Raw genomic sequence first — 19,473 nt, forward strand, 5'->3', positions numbered from 1 at the left:
GCCTAAATTTGAAAGTCATCTTCAGAAGAGAAAGTTACATTATTTTCAATCCACTCACGACGTGGTTCAACTTTATCTCCCATTAAGATTTTTATTCGTTGGTCTGCATCAGCTAAGTCATCGATGGTCACTTGAATTAAGGTACGCGTGTTAGGATTCATGGTTGTTTCCCATAATTGATCGGCGTTCATTTCCCCTAATCCTTTAAATCGTTGAATGCTGAAGGAATTATGTTCTTTTAGTAAGGCATCCATTTCTTCATCAGTCCATGCATACTCAATGATATTCTTATTACGATACTTCCGCGTTAATTTATATAACGGTGGCAAGGCAATAAAGACCTTATTTGCTTCAACCAATTCACGCATATAGCGGAAGAAAAAGGTTAATAATAAGACTTGAATATGAGCACCATCCGTATCAGCATCGGTCATAATAATAACTTTATCATAATTACATTTGTCAAGATCAAAATCCGGTCCTAATCCAGCTCCTATGCTATGAATAATGGTGTTAACTTCTAAGTTCTTCAAGACATCTTCTATTTTAGCTTTTTCAGTATTAATTACTTTCCCACGTAGTGGTAATATCGCTTGAAATCGTCTGTCACGACCTTGTTTTGCGCTGCCGCCGGCACTATCGCCCTCAACTAAATACAGTTCATTGCGTTCAGGATTTTTACCTTGAGCAGGTGCGAGTTTACCTGATAAATTGGTCTCGCGACGTTTGGTCTTTTTCTCTAGACGGGCTTCTTCACGCGCTTTACGAGCCGCATCACGTGCTTGTTTAGCTTTTAAGGCTTTTTCAATTAACGTATAGGTTAAATTGTTGTTTTCCTCAAAAAAGTAAGTCATTTTCTCAGATACGACCTGTTCGACTGCGGAACGTCCTTCAGGGGTACCTAATTTATTTTTGGTTTGTCCTTCGAATTGTAGCAACTGTTCAGGAATACGGATGGAAAGGATGGTTGTAAGTCCTTCTCTTATATCTGCACCTTCTAACCGCATACCGTTTTTAATGAGGCCAACGCGTTGGCCGTAATCATTGAATAGTTTTGTTAAAGCGGATTTATACCCTGTCACATGAGTTCCACCATCACGTGTACGGACGTTATTTACAAAGGATATGATTTGGTCTGAATATGATTTTGTAAATTGAAAGGCTACTTCAACTTCTATATCTAAGGCAGTACCTTCTAAAAAGGCAGGATCATGAATGGCTTTTTTGTTTTCATTAATGACATCAACATACGAAATAATCCCATCATTATAATGGAATGATTCTGTTGTGTCTGAGCGTTCATCAATAAGTTCTACTTGAAGACCTTTTAAAAGAAATGCATTCTCACGAAGACGTTCTTTAATAATCTCAAAATTGAACACTGAGGTTGAAAAGAGTTCACTATTTGGCTTGAACCAAACAATGGTTCCTGATTTACGGGTATTGCCCAGTTCTTCTAGAGGTGTCACTTTGGTGCCACCCTCACTAAAGCGAATATGATGAATTGTTTGGTTACGATAAATCGTAACATCGACAAATTCACTCAAGGCATTCACAACACTTGCCCCGACACCATGTAGACCGCCAGAGACTTTATAGCCACCAGATTGTCCAAACTTACCACCAGCATGTAACCGTGTGTATATAATTTCTACAGCACTTTTCCCACTGGAATGGGCACCGACTGGCACACCGCGACCATTATCTTCAACGACGACACTATTGTCCTCTTTGATGATGACTGAGATCTTATCTCCGTAGCCAGCTAATACTTCATCAATGGCATTATCAACAATTTCCCAAACTAGATGGTGTAAGCCACGGGCATCTGTACTACCGATATACATCCCTGGTCGTTTACGCACTGCCTCTAGTTCTTCAAGAATTTGAATTGACTCTGCATTGTACTCATTTGTTGTGTTATTCATCTTCTGCACATCCTATTCAATATTAACTCTTACTAATTATATCAAATCTTAGTCATTATATCAAAATGAAATATATTTTAGTACTGTATTTTTTATTTTCATATGATATAATGATGTATAAATGACTTCTGGAGTTGATTTTGGTTATGGAAATAGTATTAAAATATGGCTTATTATTTATTGCTTACTTAATTGGAGCAATCCCTTTTTCAGTAATTTTAGGGACGAAAATTAAAGGGATTGATATTCGCCAACATGGGAGTGGTAATCCTGGCGGAACAAATGCTTTACGCTTTTTAGGAAAACATGTAGGTATTTTAATTATTCTTTTAGATGGTTTAAAGGGTGGGCTTCTTGTACTGCTATTAATGCATACAAACTTTTTGGGTGGCTATGATTTATTACACCCATTAGCTTATGGGGTTGCGGCTGCGATTGGGCATGCATTCCCTGTTTACTTGAAATTTAAAGGAGGTAAAGCTGTAGCTTGTACAGTTGGTATTGCCATTGGATATAATGTATTATTTGCATTCATTATGTTTTTAGGTTTTATGTTGGTCTTAAAACTATGGAAGTATGTTAGTTTAGCATCTACAGCTGCGGCAGTTACAGCGGTTCTTATCGCACTCGTTGTACAGGATTATCAGATGTTACTGTACTTTGGTCTCTTGATGCTACTGATTATGTTCCGTCATAAAAAGAACTACCATAATATATCTCAAGGGATTGAACCAAAAGTTAGTTGGATATAAGGTAAAAACAAAAACGATACAATGCATAAGGTGCAATGTATCGTTTATTTTATTATTTTGCTTGGTTCATTGATTGCATTACTTGACGAACTTGTTTTTCAGATGGTTTACGTCCCATTTGTGTCATCATAGCGCGAATCATTTTTTCATTGACAGGTGGGTTATCTTTTAAATATTTTTTAAAGTAACGTTGTGATAAAAAGAATCCTAAAGCAGCACCTAAAAGCAATGCGCCAACTAAAGATAATACAAATCCTAATACACTAATAGTCATATCTTTCACTCCTTTGATTTTCTCTATTTTATTTTACAGTATATACTAGATAAAAACAAGTCTAATCATATAATCTTTCAACAAATATAAACATTGTAAATAAGGTAAAAAAATACAAATATAGGTTTACAAACAGCGGATAATTTCGTAAAATAATAAATGAGATAGGAAAAGGAGGAATATATTATGGCTAGAAGAATTACAGAAGATTGTATCGCTTGTGCTGCATGTGTCGCTGAATGTCCAGTAGATTGTATCAGCGAAGGAGACATTTTCGTTATTGATGAAGATGCGTGTATCGATTGTGGTGCTTGTGAGGTAGTTTGTCCAGTGGAGGCTATCATCGAAGTTTAATCATATAAAAAAGAGGCGTTTGCCTCTTTTTTTATAGGTTTTTATACGGATTGGTATCTATTTGACTAAGTATTATGGTGTGTTCAGGTAATGCATCAATCAACATTCTTTCCATTTGGACGACACCATATTGTTCAATATTATGATTTACATTAAGTAACGCGAGTCCAAGCGCTTTAGCTTCTAATGCATGGTGATATGTCACATCACCTGTAATGAACAAATCAGCGCTTTTTTGATGGGCTAAATCAATAAAACTTGACCCACTCCCTCCAACAATCGCTACTGTTTTGATTGCTTTATCGGTGTCACCGACATACATTACACTTGGTAAATTAAAGGCATCTTTTACCTCTTCAATTACATCTAAGACGGGTAATGCTTTGTCAATAGTACCAATAACGCCAATCCCATGTGTCTCTTCAATAGGATCTAAGACAGTTTGATTGTTTAGATGCAACAAATTAGCTAATGTCGTATTCATACCATTTGGTAATAGATCAAAATTAGTATGGGCAATGTATAACGCAATATCATTTTTAATAAGCGCATGAACAATTGCTCCTAAAGGGGTATTGTTTAATACCTTTTTTTGTGGTTTAAATAGTAAGGGATGATGCGCCACAATAAGATTACAGTTATTTGTAATAGCCTCATTGACAACATCTAAAGTGACATCGAGTGTCACTAATATATTTGTGATATTATTGAGTCCTCCAACTTGCAAACCAACATTGTCCCATTCATAGGCAATCTCGGGTTTAAAGAGTTGATCGAGGATTGTTTTTAATGTGGTTCTTTCCATGCGAGAGCCTCCTTTAATGACTGATGTCGTTGGAGTAAGTCTGGATGTTCGTCAGGATTATCTAAATGATTGATAACAGTTGTCAGATATGACAGTTCTTTGTTGATTTTTTGTTCAAAGAAATGTGGTTTTTGGCGTAAATTGATAGGACCAAATTGATATTCTAAATCGGTATATTCTGCTTGGCCTGGTTCAATCACAATCAGGTCGTACAACTTATCCTTGTCCGCAAACACAAGTTCATCGACAATTGTATAATCGATTGATTGTAATGAACGGCGCAAGGCTTCTGTGTTATCATTAGGCTGTAAAATAAAGCGTTTAATGTTATATCTTGGACCATTTAAGATGATATCACGAATGGTGATACCGCCCATCCCACTGATAATAACCACATCAGTATCCTGTTCAATATCGGCTAAGCCATCTGATAATTTGACCGTGATTCGGTCTAATAAGCCTGCCTTTTTAACATTGCTATAAGCAATGACATAAGGGCCGTGTTTATTGTCAATGGCTTGCGCTTTAACGACATATCCTTTATTTACTGCTGCAATCGGAACTTTGGCATGATCTGTGCCAATATCAGCTAGGTGATAAAATCCATCCGTATATTTAAGACAGATATTAAGCCGTTTACTTAAACGCATATTATCCCATGAAGTCTTTAAGTTTTTTACTACGAGATGGATGACGTAATTTACGTAATGCTTTGGCTTCAATTTGACGGATACGTTCGCGTGTAACACCAAATTCACGGCCAACTTCTTCTAATGTTCGACTATGTCCATCTAGTAGACCAAAACGCATTCTTAAGACTTTTTCTTCACGGTCTGTCAATGTTTCTAACACTTCTGCAAGTTCACGTTTTAACATTTCTTTTGACGTGAATTCCATTGGTGTTGGGGTATCTGGATCAGCAATAAAATCACCTAATGAGGAGTCTTCTTCTTCACCAACAGGTGCTTCTAAAGAAATCGGCTCTTGGGCTACTTTTTGAATGATTTGAACTTTTTCTACACTAATACCCATTCGTTCTGCGACTTCTTCTGGATGTGGTTCACGTTTTAATTCTTGAATTAATTGTCGTTGTGTACGAACAAGCTTATTGATTGTTTCAACCATGTGAACAGGGATACGAATCGTTCTTGCTTGATCGGCAATTGCCCGTGTAATAGCTTGTCTAATCCACCATGTTGCGTAGGTTGAGAATTTGAATCCTTTGGTATGATCAAACTTCCCGACAGCTTTCATGAGTCCCATATTTCCCTCTTGGATTAAGTCAAGAAACTGCATACCACGACCAACATATCGTTTTGCTATTGAGACAACTAACCGTAAGTTGGCTTCGACTAATTTATTTCTCGCGAGTTCACCTTGAAAGATTGTTTGTTCAACTTCAAGTTTGTATTCAGGGCTTATATCTTCCCCTTCTTCAACCATTTTGTCATATTTTTCTTTAGCTTCCTCAGCGTTGACAATGGCTGTGGCAAGTTCAACTTCTTGTGAACTATCAAGTAAGTCAACCCGTCCTATTTCTTTTAAATACATTCTTACTGGATCATCAACTTTGACAGAAACTTGCGATTCAAATGATTTATCATTCATTAACTCTTCTTCAATATCTTTAGTGAAATCTAAATCAAGTACGATGCTTGGATCTAATCCATCATCTTCATCATCGTCATCATCACCATCGATCGTTGGTAATGTATAGGTCACCATTTCTTCTTCACTTACAACATCGATATCTTTTGCTTCTAATGCATCAATAATTTCATCAAACTCATCGGTATCGTCACTGACAAATTTTTCAACCTCTTTGACTGTCACATACCCTTTGAGTTTACTAACACCTACTAATTCTTGAATAATCTTGTTTTTATCCATTTAAATCCTCCTTTAATTTCTGTCTTTCTTTGGCTAACTTAATTTTTTCTTCAATTGTTAGCGCTTCTTTAATTCGAGTATTATAATCTTCAATTCGCATTTTGATTTCATATTCCTTCAGGGTTGCGATGAAATCAAAAAATTCATCTTCTGATTGGATTTCTTTATCGTATGCGATTTTGTTTTCATAATATGCGATTTGGTGTGGCTCTAGTGCGTGATATAATTCTTCTAGTGTAATCGATGTATAGTTAGGATCCTCACTAAAATAGTATAAATCTTCAATCGCATGACGTATATCACGTGTAATTTGATTGATATAAAGCATATCATCTAAATCATGTTGGAATCGGTTTAAATACTTTTCATCAGTAATGAAATAATTAATAAGTTTTCGTTCTGCAATTTCATATTTGCTATCAATTGGTATATCATTGCGACGTTGTCTTTGAATGTTACTGACTTGTCGTTTAGTATACTGAGTAAAGTCTTGTTTGATGGATTCTAGTTTTAAGTCCGCATCTTGACTCAGTTTTTCTAAATACGTATCAATTGTTGTATGTGGCAAGGTTTTAATTAAGTTAAAGACATCTTTTTTAAAGCGTTCAATTTCTAACATTTTTGTAAAATCAGTTTGTGCTTGGAAACGATTATAGCGAAATTCAATCGGATCTATCCAATCATCATTAATCGCTTTAATAAGAGCTTCTTTAGAATGTACTTTAATGTAATCATCAGGATCTAAGCTATCAGCTAACACAACCACCTTGACAGACACATCTGCCTCATGTAACAGTCTAATAGCCCGTTCTGTGGCATCTAAACCAGCACTGTCACCATCATAACAAATCGTAACGTTGTTTGTATAGCGTTTTAATAAGTTAACTTGTTCTTTAGTAAGACTTGTCCCCATACTAGCAACACTTTCTTTTATGCCAATACGATAAAGAGCAATCACATCCATGTATCCTTCTAGTAGGATAACTCGATTATGTCGTTTTATCGCAGAAAGTGCGTTATTTAAGTTATATAAGACTTGACTTTTTGTAAAGATTTTTGTTTGTGGTGAGTTGATATATTTTGGTTGGTTTTCTTCTCCATGATAAAGTCTTCCGGAAAACGCTAAAACCTGTTGTTTATCATCAATAATAGGAAAGATGATCCGTTTTCTAAAGAGATCGTAAAACTGATCGTTTTTGCTTTCTTTAGTTAAGCCTAAATCCATAAGGTCTGCTTCTAAGAAGTTTTTACCCACCAATGTTTTGGTTAATAAGTCATATTCATTTGGGGCAAGACCTAATTGGAATGTTGTCATAATGTCTTCAGTGATACCACGGTTAGCCAAATACTGTTTAGCTTCATTACCTGATTTTGTGCTAGATAAATAAAATTGATAAAATTGCTTTGCTTCTTGATTGATGTTGTATAACGTTTGATGTGGGTTAACAAAAGCTTTGGTATCAATATCTAATGTAATATTTGCCCGATCTGCCAAATCTTTTACCGCATCTACATAATGCATATTTTTGGTTTTTTGTAAAAACGTAATGGCATTCCCTTTTTCACCGCATGAAAAACAATTATAGATTTTACGTGTCGGTTCTACGGAGAAAGATGGGGTATTTTCTTCGTGAAATGGACACAAGCCAAAATAACTCTTTCCCTTTTTAGAAAGAGCTACGTGTTCACCAATCACATCCAAGATGTCTGTCTTATCTAAAATCTCTTGGATTTTCGTTTGGTCAATTCTGGCCATATTGCCTCCTTAGTAGTGTAACTTTGTGTGTAGATATGTAATCAATTGATCTTTACTTAATGAAATTTGTTCCATCGTGTCGCGGTCTCTAATGGTAAAAACATCATTCTTAACACCATCATCATCAACAGTTAGTACAAATGGTGTTCCAATGGCGTCTTGACGGCGATACCGTTTTCCGATTTTGCCACGTTCATCATAGGTAACTGAGAAATAACCACTTAAAAAGTCAAACATTTCTTTGGCTTTCTCACCATGATATTTTTTAATTAATGGTAATACCGCAACGCTATATGGCGCTAAAAATGGTGCTATACGTAAATTGATGCGCGTTTCATTGTTGTCTAAGGTTTCTTCTGTATAGGCGTCATTTAATAGAGCTAAGAATAGGCGTTCTACCCCTAATGATGGTTCAATGACATACGGCAGATATTTTGTATTATCGTCTGGGTCATGATAGGTTAAATTCTGCGATGAATACTCTTGGTGTTGTCGTAAATCATAGTCGGTTCGTGATGCGACACCCCATAATTCATCAAATCCCCAGTCAAATCGATATTCGATATCCGTTGTAGCATTTGAATAATGAGATAACTGTTCTTTATCATGGTCACGCATCCGAATGTGATCCGAATGGATGCCTAATGTTTTCAAAAAATTGAACGAATAGTTTTTCCAATAATCAAACCAATCTAATTCGGTACCTGGTTTACAGAAAAATTCAAGCTCTAATTGTTCAAATTCGCGTGTTCTAAAAATAAAGTTTCCAGGTGTAATTTCATTCCGGAATGATTTTCCAACTTGTCCGATACCAAACGGTACTTTCTTACGTGAACTACGTTGAATGTTTTTAAAGTTTAAAAAGATTCCTTGCGCTGTTTCAGGACGTAAGTATATGTCACTATTAGAATCTTCAATAACGCCTTGTGAGGTTTTAAACATTAAGTTAAACTCTCTGATATCAGTAAAATTATCACTGCCACAATTTGGACATGTGATTTCATGTTCTTCCATATATGACATCATTTGTTCATTACTCCATCCATCGGCAACAATATCGCCATCTGAGGCATCTTCAATTAATTTGTCAGCGCGATGACGGGTATTACATTCTTTGCAATCTATTAATGGATCTGAGAAACCACCAACATGGCCACTTGCTTCCCATGTTTTTGGATTCAATAAAATCGAACTATCTACCCCAACATTTAGGCGATGTTCCTGAATAAATTTTTTCCACCATGCATTTTTAATATTCTGTTTTAACAATACACCAAGTGGACCATAGTCCCATGTATTCGCAAGGCCGCCATAAATCTCACTACCTTGATAAACGAATCCATAATTCTTGGCATAATTGACTAGTTCTTCCATAGTAATACGACTCATATTAACCTCCTGATTGTTAAGTAGACATAATACTGCAGTTTATATTATAGCACACCTTTTAAAAAAAAGAGACAAGCTCTTTAGATTTTTTGCATTTGTTCTAAGATTTTACTCGATTTTGTGTGAAAACCAACAAATTCATCATAGAGTAACGTAATAATCTCTTTTATTTGGATGCGTTGTTTGTGTGTTAAGTTTCGTGGACTAGCGTGATCAACATCAATATAATAAAGATGCGCTAATAACTCATAAATATCATACGGGTAACTCACTGAAAAATCTTTCACATGTTGTTTGCAAATAACGCCGCCACTACTTGGATGAAAAACTAAGTTTGTTTTTTTACCACATATACTACAGGCTTTAAAATTCAATCCATAGCCGATAAAATGGAGTAGTTTCAACTCAAATATATATTGGTAAAGCTCACTATCTAGTTGTCGGTTCATATGATTAAAGATTTTTTTAATGAAATGAAACATCTTTTCGTGATTGGAATGATCATCAATGACGTGACGGACCAATTCTAAAATATGTAACATCCGTGTATAGGCAATGGGGTCTTCTTTAATGGTATCGTAGGCATTTATTAACTCACCGTCTTTCAAGGGTGCCATTGGCTTCTCAGGTATTTTATACTGAATTAAAGATCCACGCTGACTTAAAAAGCGTTGGATATTATTCATTTTTTTGACATTATACGCCAACAAAGTATGATGCCCTAAAGCACTATACAAATAGAGTATTTTATGGTTATCTTTGTAATCAATTGATTGTAAGACAAACCCTTCAATCTCTTTCATGTAATCACCTATGTTTCGTTTGTATATCCGTAGTTCTTTAAGTGAAATTGTTTGTTGCGCCAATCTTTAACGACTTTAACATGCAAATCTAAAAAGACTTTATTCCCGAGTAGATGTAAAATATCCTTACGTGCTAGTGATCCAATGCGTTTGATCATCCGACCATTCTTACCGATAATGATCCCTTTCTGACTTTCACGCTCGACGATGATAGAGGCATGAATATTCAAAAGTTTTGGATTTTTCTCATCATACTCTAAATAATCCACCTGACACATGACACTATGCGGAACTTCTTCATGGGTAAGCTGTAAGACTTTTTCACGAATTAACTCACCGACAATAAAACGCTCGGGATGATCCGTTATTTGGTCATCGGGGTAATATTTAGGTCCCTCTTCTAGTTCATTCTCAATATCTTTAATTAACTTATCAACATTGTCTCCTTTTAACGCACTGATTGAAAAGATGCCTTTGAAAGGATAGGCTTTTTTATACTTTTGTACATCATCATGGAGTCTAGGGATATCTTTAATTAAATCAACCTTATTTAATAACAAGAAAACCGGAACATCCACTTGTTTTAATTCATTGATAATATATTCATTTGCCGATTGATAGCCTCTTGAAGCATCAACCATAAACAAAATTAAATCAACGCTTCTCAATGTGTTTAATGCTTCTTTAGTCATGTACTCACCGAGTTTATGATGGGGTTTATGAATGCCGGGTGTATCTATAAATATAATTTGTGATGAGTCAGACGTGTAAATACCCGAAATGTTATTTCGGGTTGTTTGAGGTTTATCACTTGTAATGACAATCTTTTTACCAAGAACCGTATTAACAAATGTTGATTTTCCGACATTTGGTCGTCCAATGATGGTGGCAAAGCCAGATTTGAACACTATAAATCTTCCTTTTGGAAGGCAAATGGTAGCAAATCTTTGTTTTCCAAAGATTGTTTTTTACCATCGGCACTAATGAGATGAACTTTAGCATGAGGTTCCATAAGTTCGCCCATCACTTGACGACAGGCACCACACGGTGAAATAATATCATCTTTATTTGTCGTAATAACTATCTCTTCAATATCTTCCTTGCGAAAACCTTTTGTATAAGCGGTGAATAGCGCTGTTCTTTCAGCACAATTTGTTAGACCGAAAGACGCATTTTCAACATTTACGCCAGTAATAATATCGCCATTCTTTAGTTTTAATGCAGCGGCAACATGTAATTTTGAATATCCTGCATACGCATTCGGTAATACTTTTTTTGCTGCTTCATAGAGTTTATCCATAAGATACCTACCTTCTTATATTTGATTGATTTAAAATGGATTGTGCTAATGTATCCATTTCAGATTCTTCTTCGTTTGTTTGGTGATCATAACCCAAACAGTGTAATAAGCCATGAACGGCTAGGAAACAAAGTTCTCTTTCAAAACTGTGTTCATATTCTAACGCTTGCGCATGGCACTTGTCAATCGATATGATGACATCACCAAGATGATGATTCTCACCATCGGGAAAGCTTAAAACATCGGTCGCATAATCTTTATGACGATAGGTTTTATTCATATCATGAATCGTTTTGTTATCGACTAAAACAATAGATAAAATATCACTCTCTAAATGTAACATGTTAGATGCTTTTTGAAAGACAGGATCTAGAACAGTTAAATAATTTTTCTCATCATAAGAATTTATAATATTTATTCTCATATTTCTCATATTCCTTTAAGACCTTTTGAACGAGTGGATGTCTGATGACATCAATGCGATCGAATTTTACGATTGATATACCAGGAATGTTCTTTAAAAGATTTGTCGCTTGAATCAGTCCCGATTGATCTTTTCTTGGCAAGTCAATTTGAGTAATATCTCCCGTAACAATCATTTTAGACCGAAACCCTAGTCGCGTTAGAAAGAGTTTCATTTGATTAGTTGTTGTGTTTTGTGCTTCATCTAAAATGACATACGCATTTTCTAATGTACGGCCGCGCATATACGCAAGAGGGGCTATTTCAATGACGCCTTTTTCGATTAATTCCTCAGTTTGGGTGGTGCCTAAAACTTCATAAAGTGCATCATATAACGGTCGTAAATATGGGTCGATTTTTTCTTTTAAGTCACCAGGTAAAAACCCTAACTTTTCACCAGCTTCTACCGCTGGTCGTGTTAAAATGATTTTTTTGGTGTCTCCACTGCGTAACTTACTTATAGCTTGAATCACAGCGACATAGGTTTTCCCCGTTCCTGCAGGTCCGATCCCAAAAATTAAATCATCTGTTTCAATTGCTTTTAGGTAAAGTTTTTGATTTATGGTTTTTGCATATATTGGTCGTCCATTCATTGTTTTTGTGATGAGGTGACGATTAATATAGATGTCAATAATCTCTTCTTCATGATGCTCGCCAACCAATTTAGCGATGTAAATTATATCCCGTTCAGCTATTTGGATGTGTTTTTCTGCAATCTTTATTAAGATTTTAAATAATCGTTCAAGTTCATTGATTACAGTTTGGTCTTCTGTATCAACAAAAATAGATTCTCCCTTACTGTAGATATCCGTATCATATAAGGTGTTTAATAATTTCAAATGCACATCATTATGTCCTACTATCATTCGGAATACATCGAGAGAATGAAACTGAACAGCTAATTTATGTAAATTCTTCAAACTATCCATCTCCTATCATGACAATATTATAACACATTTTAGGCGTTAAGCGAAAAAAATAACGGTAAAAAATTACCGTTATTTAACCACGTTTTTGGAGTTTTGAACGTTTTTCTTTACGAATATCGCTTTTTGATTTATAGTACTTTCTTTTACGAACTTCAGCGAGAGTGCCTGAGCGTGACAAATCACGCTTGAAACGCCGCAATGCAGATTCAATTGATTCATTTTCTTTAACTTTTGTCTTAGGCATCTTAGACCCTCCTCTCGTTCGACAATACTATTTTATAATATCAAACTCTGATTTAAAAGTAAAGATTATTTGATTCTAAGGGATGTTCACGATAGTTCCTATTGTATTTCACGACAATATTTAATATAATAGTCATGATACTGGAGGTTGTACTTATGACATTTATGATGTGGAGTCCTTTACATATATTTATGATAATTAGTCCCGTTTTATTGATTATTATCCTTTATCAATTAACGAAAGATAATGGCAAAGAAGAGAATAGACGCGTAGGGATCATTTTATCAACTATTTTAGTTGGTCTACTGGTGTTAAGAAATATAGAGATTTGGATGAATAAGGGATTTAGTTTTCATTATGAACTTGTACCTTTACAAGTGTGTCACTTTGCGAATATTGTACTCCTTTATGCATTTTACAAACGTAATAATACTGCCTTTGCGCTTGCCTTCACTCTTAATTTAATTCCAGCTTATCTATCAGTTGTTTTTGCCAATGGATTAGAAAACTACACAACGATTATAAATTTTAGAGGGTTAGCTTACATTCTAGGTCATATCGGAATCTCTGTGGTTACCATTTGGGCTTACATGGTAGGCTTTATTCAGATGACTTTCAAAACGTATTTAAAAACATTGAGAACAATGTTAGTTCTATTTTTCAGTGGCCTTATAATAAATAATCTATTTAACAGTTTACTCAATCAACCAAGTAATTATTTTTATACACAACATCCCGAGAAAGGAACACCATTAGAGTGGTTTTATGAATTTGGGAGGATGATCTCAATCGGTGCATTTGACATTCATCCAATATATCTTATTTTACTGAGTATTTTTGGTTCATTCTTAACGTTTGTTTTATATTTTACTGCGTTCGCATTACCAACAATACTTGAGCGTAGCGAACAGATTAAAAGGAGTTGACATACATGCTTGACATCTTATTATCCCCAGATTATATCATTTTCACCATTATTGGTGTGATTATTTCATATTTTATTGTTAAGAAACTCTTTAAAAATATGTTATATTATGCGATTGTTAAGCGGTTTGTCAATAAATCAAAGCGATTACGCAAGAAAAAGTATAATGGGTTGATGCTTGTTGAATACACAAAACAGAAACGCAAAAAAAACACTAATAGCTATAAGAAGTTAAAACGCCGAGCAAAACGTAAAGTTAAGAAATATTTTATTTATAAAATTGATGAGTTACCACGGATTGTTAAGTACACGCAAAGTAAATTGTTAAAAAAATCCCGTAAACGACTTACGATTATTATCAAAAATGAGCGTAAAACAGTTAAAAAATTTTATTTAACCATAGGGGTTAAACCAATCTTACAATTAACGGATACTTATCAGTGTCTAGATGAAATGATTCAGTTCTTCCATCATTTACCTGACGCCATTTTAGCAGATAAGGATTACGATATTTTCTTAGATCATGAAGGCATTTTAATTACTTATAAAATAAGTTAGTCTCCACGAGGAGACTAACTTATTATTTTGCCATAAATACCATTGAGCGTATTTTTTATAATAACAACTTCTTTTAATTGATTATGTAAGTTTAGATTTTTGTTGACTTTAATGTATAAATAGTTACTTGCATGACCATAGGTAAAATGTTCATCAGATGATTCAAATAAGACGCTATGTACGTCATCATTTACGTCTTTAATATACGCGTGATGCATCTCATCACTGAGCCGCATTAGTTCATTGACACGAGCAGATTTAATGATGCCATTAATCTGTTCTTTTATTTTAGCAGCTGGTGTTCCATTGCGTTTAGAATAGGAAAAGACATGCATTTCTGAGAAGCCAACTTCCTTAACAAACCTCATCATTTCTTCAAAATCAGCATCAGTTTCTCCTGGATATCCGGCGATAATATCTGTGGTAATCGCGATATCAGGCAACATCGTTCTGATTTCATTTATCCGTTTTAAGTATGCTTCTTTAGTATACTTGCGACGCATAGATTTTAAGATATTATGTGCGCCACTTTGTAAAGGGATATGTAGGTGTCTAGCAAAGGTATCATTGTCAGCCATCAGTTTAATAATATCATCAGTCAATTCATTAATTTCAATCGATGAAATACGGATCCGTTTTAACCCATATATCCTGCTTAACCGGACAAGTAAATCGTAAAAAGATGAGGTATCTAAATCTTGTCCATAGCCACCAGTATGAATCCCAGTTAACACAATTTCTTTATATCCATTATCGACTAAACGTTTGGCTTCATCTATGACATCTTCAGGTGAACGGCTTCGTACGCGACCTCTAGCGTATGGAATAATACAATAACTACAAAAGTTATTACAACCATCTTGTATTTTAATAAAGGCACGTGTTTGATCTAAAAAGTGCGTAACATTTAAATCATCAAAAACGCGATATTTAGAGACATCAGTAATAGTTTTAAACTGTTCTCGTTGTTTTAAGAATCGTTCTACATGACTGAGTAATTGATCACGATGAGTCGTTCCAATAATGATATCAACCCCATCAATCGTTTCAATCGTTTCAGGGTCAATTTGTGCGTAACACCCCATTACTGCGACGACAGCTTCAGGGTTTTTACGGATCATTCTTCGGATCATTTTACGGCTTTTCGCATCCGCATTATTTGTGACTGTACAGGTGTTAATTACATAAACATCTGCTTTCTCTGAGTGTTCGACAATGGTGTAACCTTGTTGCTCAAATTGTTCTTTGACACTCATTGTTTCATAACTGTTCACTTTACACCCCAATGTATAAAACGCAACAGTCATGATTGATCACCTAACGCATCAAAATATCCAATCACGCTTAAGACGAATAAAGGCGCTGTTTCACTGCGCAATATCCGCTTTCCAAGGGAGATGACTTCAGTATTATCAAATTGATTTAAATAAGTGATCTCTTCTTGAGTAAAACCACCCTCAGGCCCGACCATAACTAAAATATTACCCGTTACTTTTAACGGATCATAGGTAAACATGGTATTATCTTCTTTCGCATATAACACAAAGACGTAATTATAGTTATGTAAGTCTATATCTTCTATTGTTGTTGGTGGTGTGACTTCTGTGATATGACTACGCTTTGATTGTTCACATGCTTCTTTTGTAATTTTATTCCATCTTGATAACTTATTTGGAAGCTTTTTATCAGATAATTTGACTATAGAATGTGCAGTGTTCAAGGGAATAATGGAGTTTGCTCCTAGTTCAGAAGTTTTTTGTAACATTAATTCAAAGTTATCTTTTTTAATCAAAGCTTGTGCAATATCAACAGTTACGCCAAGTTCAGTATTGAGACGTTTTTTGCCTATTGAAACATGAACAGTATCATCGTTCATATCTGTAATGGTGCTGTCATAACAAACCCCTTCATGACAAACGATAATTTTGTCTTTCACATCCAGGCGCATAACATGTTTTATATGATGGACATCACTTCCTGTGATTGTTCCTGTATTCATTTTACGATTCATTGAGTCTATAAAATATTGTTGCATAATTATCACCACACGTATTATAACATAAAAAAAAAGAGTTTCAGTTGCCTGAAACTACTTTTTTATGAAATTTTTAATTTTATCGAAGAAACTTTCATTTTCTGTTAAGTCTGTTTTATCTAATTCTTCAAACAATTTGGTTTGTTGGCGGCTTAGTTTGGTCGGAATCACAACTTCAATAATGACATGTTCATCACCTTTTTGTTTTGTTCTAACGTTCGGCACACCTTTACCTCTTAACCGGAACCGGGTATTATTTTGTGTTCCTGCAGGGACTTTGAGTTTAACATTACCATGAGGTGTTGGCACTTTGATACTATCACCTAAAGTTGCTTGTGTAATAGTTATTGGCATGTGCACAACAACATCATCGCCATGACGTTCAAAGATTTCGTGATTTTTTACCTCAAACAAGATATATAAGTCGCCTGCTGGGCCACCGTTATGACCTTTATGACCATATCCTTCTAAGCGAATTTGTTGGCCACTATCAATTCCGGCAGGTATTGATACTTCAATCTCTTTATTTTTCGATACAACACCTTCACCATTACAGGTATTACATTTCTTTGTAATTTCTTTTCCAGTCCCACCACATACTGGGCAGGCTGTTTGGGTTCGAGTGCGTCCAAATAACGATTGTTGTTCAACGACAACCGTTCCTTGTCCATGACATTTTGAACAGGTTTTAATATCTTTTTTCGAATGTGCACCTGATCCATGACAGGTTGGACATTCTTTATGCGCTGTCACACGAATTTTCTTTTTAGCTCCAAATACGGCTTCTTCAAATGATACACGCATACGTCGTTGAATATCTTGTCCTTTTCGACGACGTGGTCCACTACCTTGACGACCACCACCAGCGCCTCCACCAAAGAAACTTGAAAAGATATCATTGATATCAAAGTCGAATCCGCCAAACCCAGAGGTGTTAAACCCTTGGCCGTTATTAGCCTGATGACCAAATTGGTCATATTGAGCGCGTTTTTGTGAATCACTTAATACTTCATAAGCTTCTTGGACTTCTTTAAACTTTTGTTCTGCGTCTTGCTCGGTGGATACATCAGGATGGTATTTTTTAGCTAGTTGGCGATACGCCTTTTTAATTGCTGCATCATCTGCATCTTTACTAATCCCGAGCACATCATAGTAATCTCGTTTTTCGCTCATCTTCTCACCTCTTTATCAGAAGATATGAAGCAGAAAATCTGCTTCATATCGTGATTGTTTATTCATCGACTTCTTCGAAGTCTGCGTCTACAACATCATCATCTTGACTATCAGCATTACCTGCGGCTTCACCAGCTGCTTGTTCTTGCGCTTGTTGTGCCTCTTGTGCTTGTTGATATGCTTTTGTCGCTAATTCTTGTGCTGTTTCTTGTAATGCCTCTTTCGCTGTTTTAATCGCATCTAAGTCATCATCTTTTAAAGCTTCTTCGACAGCTTCGATTTTCGCTTCTGCATCAGCTTTTTCATCATCTGTTACTGTTTCACCTAAGTCATCAATTGCCTTACGTGTTTGGAAAACCAGTTGATCTGCTTCATTGCGTAATTCTGCTTCTTCTTTTAGTTTTTTATCTGCTTCTTCGTTTTCTTCCGCTTCTTTAACCATGCGTTCGATATCTTCTTCAGATAATCCTGTATCATTTTTTATTGTAATGGATTGTTCTTTACCAGTACCTAAATCTTTAGCTTTTACATTAACGATACCATTCGCATCAATATCAAATGATACTTCAATTTGTGGTACACCACGCGGTGCTGGTGGAATATCTGTTAATTGGAAGCGTCCTAATGTTTTGTTTTGCTTAGCCATTGGACGTTCTCCTTGTAAGACATGCAAGTCTACAGCTGGTTGGTTATCTTGTGCAGTACTAAATACTTGTGACTTAGAGCTTGGAATGGTTGTATTACGTTCAATAAGTTTTGTAAATACACCACCAAGTGTTTCAATTCCTAGTGATAACGGTGTAACGTCTAATAATAAGACATCTTTAACATCACCAGCTAAGACACCTGCTTGGATAGCCGCACCCATAGCCACAACTTCATCAGGGTTGACACCTTTATTTGGTGATTTACCTAATTCATTTTTAATAGCTTCTTGAACTGCTGGAATACGTGTTGATCCACCAACTAATAATACTTGGTGAATATCATTTTTCGTCATTGACGCATCTTTTAATGCGCGACGAACAGGTCCCATTGTTTTTTCTACTAAGTCAGCGGTTAATTCATTGAATTTTGCACGGCTAAGTGTTTGTTCTAAGTGAAGTGGTCCATCTGGTCCCACACTGATAAATGGTAATGAGATTTGTGCTGATGACACACCACTTAAGTCTTTTTTCGCTTTTTCACTAGCGTCTTTTAAACGTTGTAATGCCATTTTATCTTTTGATAAATCGACACCATTTTCTTTTTTGAATTCTTTTACTAAGTAATCGATAATTTTTTGATCAAAATCATCGCCACCTAAACGATTATCTCCGGCTGTTGATACAACTTCAAATGTTCCATCAGCTAAATCTAAGATAGATACATCAAAAGTTCCTCCACCAAGGTCATAAACTAAAATCGTTTGATGTTGATCTGTCTTATCAATTCCATATGCAAGCGCTGCTGCTGTTGGCTCATTGATAATACGTTTTACTTCTAATCCGGCAATTTTACCGGCATCTTTTGTTGCTTGACGTTCTGCATCATTAAAGTATGCAGGTACCGTGATAACAGCTTCTTTGACATCATGTCCTAAATATTCTTCTGCTGTTTTCTTTAAGTTTTGTAGAATCATTGCACTGATTTCTTGTGGGGTATATTCTTTATCATTAACCTCAACTTTTTCTTGAGTCCCCATTTTACGTTTTATCGAAGAAACCGTATTAGGGTTTGTAATAACTTGTCGCTTTGCAACTTCTCCGACTTGAATTTCTCCATCTTTGAATGCCACAACCGATGGTGTTGTGCGTGCGCCTTCTGCATTAGCAATAACTTTTGGATCTTTCCCTTCCATTACTGCTACACACGAGTTTGTGGTACCTAAATCAATTCCGATCATTTTTCCCATGT

General features: G+C 35.4%; 21 protein-coding genes. 4 read left to right on the forward strand and 17 right to left on the reverse strand.

Features of this window, described 5'->3' with window-relative positions; all coding sequences use genetic code 11:
• Positions 1-2: 2 nt before the first annotated feature.
• The gene (parE, locus tag UMR38_00635; GenBank protein MEC9484363.1) at positions 3-1,928 is read right to left on the reverse strand and encodes a DNA topoisomerase IV subunit B; all 1,926 of its coding nucleotides are present in this window, start codon (positions 1,926-1,928) and stop codon (positions 3-5) included.
• A gap of 146 nt (positions 1,929-2,074) precedes the next feature.
• Between parE and plsY the strand changes: the two genes are divergently transcribed.
• A complete protein-coding gene (gene plsY, locus UMR38_00640) occupies positions 2,075-2,680 on the forward strand; it encodes a glycerol-3-phosphate 1-O-acyltransferase PlsY (GenBank protein MEC9484364.1) in 606 nt (201 codons plus the stop codon).
• A 52-nt stretch (positions 2,681-2,732) separates the two neighbouring features.
• Here plsY and UMR38_00645 read toward each other — a convergent pair whose 3' ends face one another.
• Entirely contained in the window at positions 2,733-2,954 is a 222-nt protein-coding gene (locus UMR38_00645; protein ID MEC9484365.1) for a YneF family protein, read from the reverse strand.
• Between the two features lie 186 nt (positions 2,955-3,140).
• On the opposite strand from UMR38_00645, the gene UMR38_00650 reads away from it, so the two are divergent.
• The gene (locus tag UMR38_00650) at positions 3,141-3,308 is read left to right on the forward strand and encodes a 4Fe-4S binding protein (protein MEC9484366.1); all 168 of its coding nucleotides are present in this window, start codon (positions 3,141-3,143) and stop codon (positions 3,306-3,308) included.
• A 31-nt stretch (positions 3,309-3,339) separates the two neighbouring features.
• On the opposite strand, the gene UMR38_00655 is transcribed toward UMR38_00650, so the two are convergent.
• The 11 genes from UMR38_00655 to rpsU all read right to left on the reverse strand — a co-directional run bounded on the left by UMR38_00655 (position 3,340) and on the right by rpsU (position 12,886).
• Entirely contained in the window at positions 3,340-4,113 is a 774-nt protein-coding gene (locus UMR38_00655) for a Nif3-like dinuclear metal center hexameric protein (GenBank protein MEC9484367.1), read from the reverse strand.
• The gene (locus tag UMR38_00660; protein ID MEC9484368.1) at positions 4,095-4,763 is read right to left on the reverse strand and encodes a class I SAM-dependent methyltransferase; all 669 of its coding nucleotides are present in this window, start codon (positions 4,761-4,763) and stop codon (positions 4,095-4,097) included. Before UMR38_00660 ends, UMR38_00655 begins: the two co-directional genes overlap by 19 nt.
• Before the next feature lies 1 nt (position 4,764).
• The gene (gene rpoD, locus UMR38_00665; protein MEC9484369.1) at positions 4,765-6,003 is read right to left on the reverse strand and encodes an RNA polymerase sigma factor RpoD; all 1,239 of its coding nucleotides are present in this window, start codon (positions 6,001-6,003) and stop codon (positions 4,765-4,767) included.
• Positions 5,996-7,759: a DNA primase gene (dnaG, locus tag UMR38_00670; protein ID MEC9484370.1), complete on the reverse strand. Its 1,764-nt coding sequence runs from the start codon at positions 7,757-7,759 to the stop codon at positions 5,996-5,998. The genes rpoD and dnaG overlap by 8 nt, the downstream gene beginning before the upstream one ends.
• Before the next feature lie 9 nt (positions 7,760-7,768).
• Entirely contained in the window at positions 7,769-9,148 is a 1,380-nt protein-coding gene (locus UMR38_00675) for a glycine--tRNA ligase (protein ID MEC9484371.1), read from the reverse strand.
• Between the two features lie 80 nt (positions 9,149-9,228).
• A complete protein-coding gene (gene recO / locus UMR38_00680; GenBank protein MEC9484372.1) occupies positions 9,229-9,951 on the reverse strand; it encodes a DNA repair protein RecO in 723 nt (240 codons plus the stop codon).
• Between the two features lie 8 nt (positions 9,952-9,959).
• Entirely contained in the window at positions 9,960-10,859 is a 900-nt protein-coding gene (gene era / locus UMR38_00685; protein ID MEC9484373.1) for a GTPase Era, read from the reverse strand.
• Positions 10,859-11,251 carry a cytidine deaminase gene (cdd, locus tag UMR38_00690; GenBank protein ID MEC9484374.1) on the reverse strand — a complete coding sequence of 131 codons (393 nt, stop codon included), beginning with the start codon at positions 11,249-11,251 and terminating at the stop codon, positions 10,859-10,861. Before cdd ends, era begins: the two co-directional genes overlap by 1 nt.
• Positions 11,252-11,258: 7 nt before the next feature.
• Positions 11,259-11,675, reverse strand: a complete 417-nt coding sequence (gene ybeY, locus UMR38_00695) for an rRNA maturation RNase YbeY (GenBank protein MEC9484375.1) — start codon at positions 11,673-11,675, stop codon at positions 11,259-11,261.
• A complete protein-coding gene (locus UMR38_00700; GenBank protein MEC9484376.1) occupies positions 11,647-12,633 on the reverse strand; it encodes a PhoH family protein in 987 nt (328 codons plus the stop codon). The genes ybeY and UMR38_00700 overlap by 29 nt, the downstream gene beginning before the upstream one ends.
• 82 nt (positions 12,634-12,715) lie before the next feature.
• On the reverse strand, positions 12,716-12,886 hold the full coding sequence (gene rpsU / locus UMR38_00705) for a 30S ribosomal protein S21 (GenBank protein MEC9484377.1): 171 nt from the start codon (positions 12,884-12,886) through the stop codon (positions 12,716-12,718).
• A 155-nt stretch (positions 12,887-13,041) separates the two neighbouring features.
• Between rpsU and UMR38_00710 the strand changes: the two genes are divergently transcribed.
• Positions 13,042-13,812: a hypothetical protein gene (locus tag UMR38_00710; GenBank protein ID MEC9484378.1), complete on the forward strand. Its 771-nt coding sequence runs from the start codon at positions 13,042-13,044 to the stop codon at positions 13,810-13,812.
• A gap of 5 nt (positions 13,813-13,817) precedes the next feature.
• A complete protein-coding gene (locus UMR38_00715; protein ID MEC9484379.1) occupies positions 13,818-14,369 on the forward strand; it encodes a hypothetical protein in 552 nt (183 codons plus the stop codon).
• 14 nt (positions 14,370-14,383) lie between these two features.
• On the opposite strand, the gene mtaB is transcribed toward UMR38_00715, so the two are convergent.
• The 4 genes from mtaB to dnaK are packed head-to-tail and all read right to left on the reverse strand — an operon-like array spanning position 14,384 to position 19,471.
• Positions 14,384-15,676 (reverse strand): tRNA (N(6)-L-threonylcarbamoyladenosine(37)-C(2))-methylthiotransferase MtaB, encoded by a 1,293-nt coding sequence (gene mtaB, locus UMR38_00720; protein MEC9484380.1) that lies wholly within the window; start codon positions 15,674-15,676, stop codon positions 14,384-14,386.
• Positions 15,673-16,404: a 16S rRNA (uracil(1498)-N(3))-methyltransferase gene (locus tag UMR38_00725; GenBank protein MEC9484381.1), complete on the reverse strand. Its 732-nt coding sequence runs from the start codon at positions 16,402-16,404 to the stop codon at positions 15,673-15,675. Before UMR38_00725 ends, mtaB begins: the two co-directional genes overlap by 4 nt.
• A 54-nt stretch (positions 16,405-16,458) precedes the next feature.
• Entirely contained in the window at positions 16,459-17,577 is a 1,119-nt protein-coding gene (gene dnaJ, locus UMR38_00730) for a molecular chaperone DnaJ (GenBank protein MEC9484382.1), read from the reverse strand.
• 58 nt (positions 17,578-17,635) lie between these two features.
• Entirely contained in the window at positions 17,636-19,471 is a 1,836-nt protein-coding gene (gene dnaK / locus UMR38_00735) for a molecular chaperone DnaK (protein MEC9484383.1), read from the reverse strand.
• Positions 19,472-19,473: the final 2 nt, after the last annotated feature.

The sequence above is a fragment of the Candidatus Izemoplasma sp. genome (assembly GCA_036172455.1).
Taxonomy (GTDB): Bacteria; Bacillota_I; Bacilli_A; order Izemoplasmatales; family Izemoplasmataceae; genus JAIPGF01.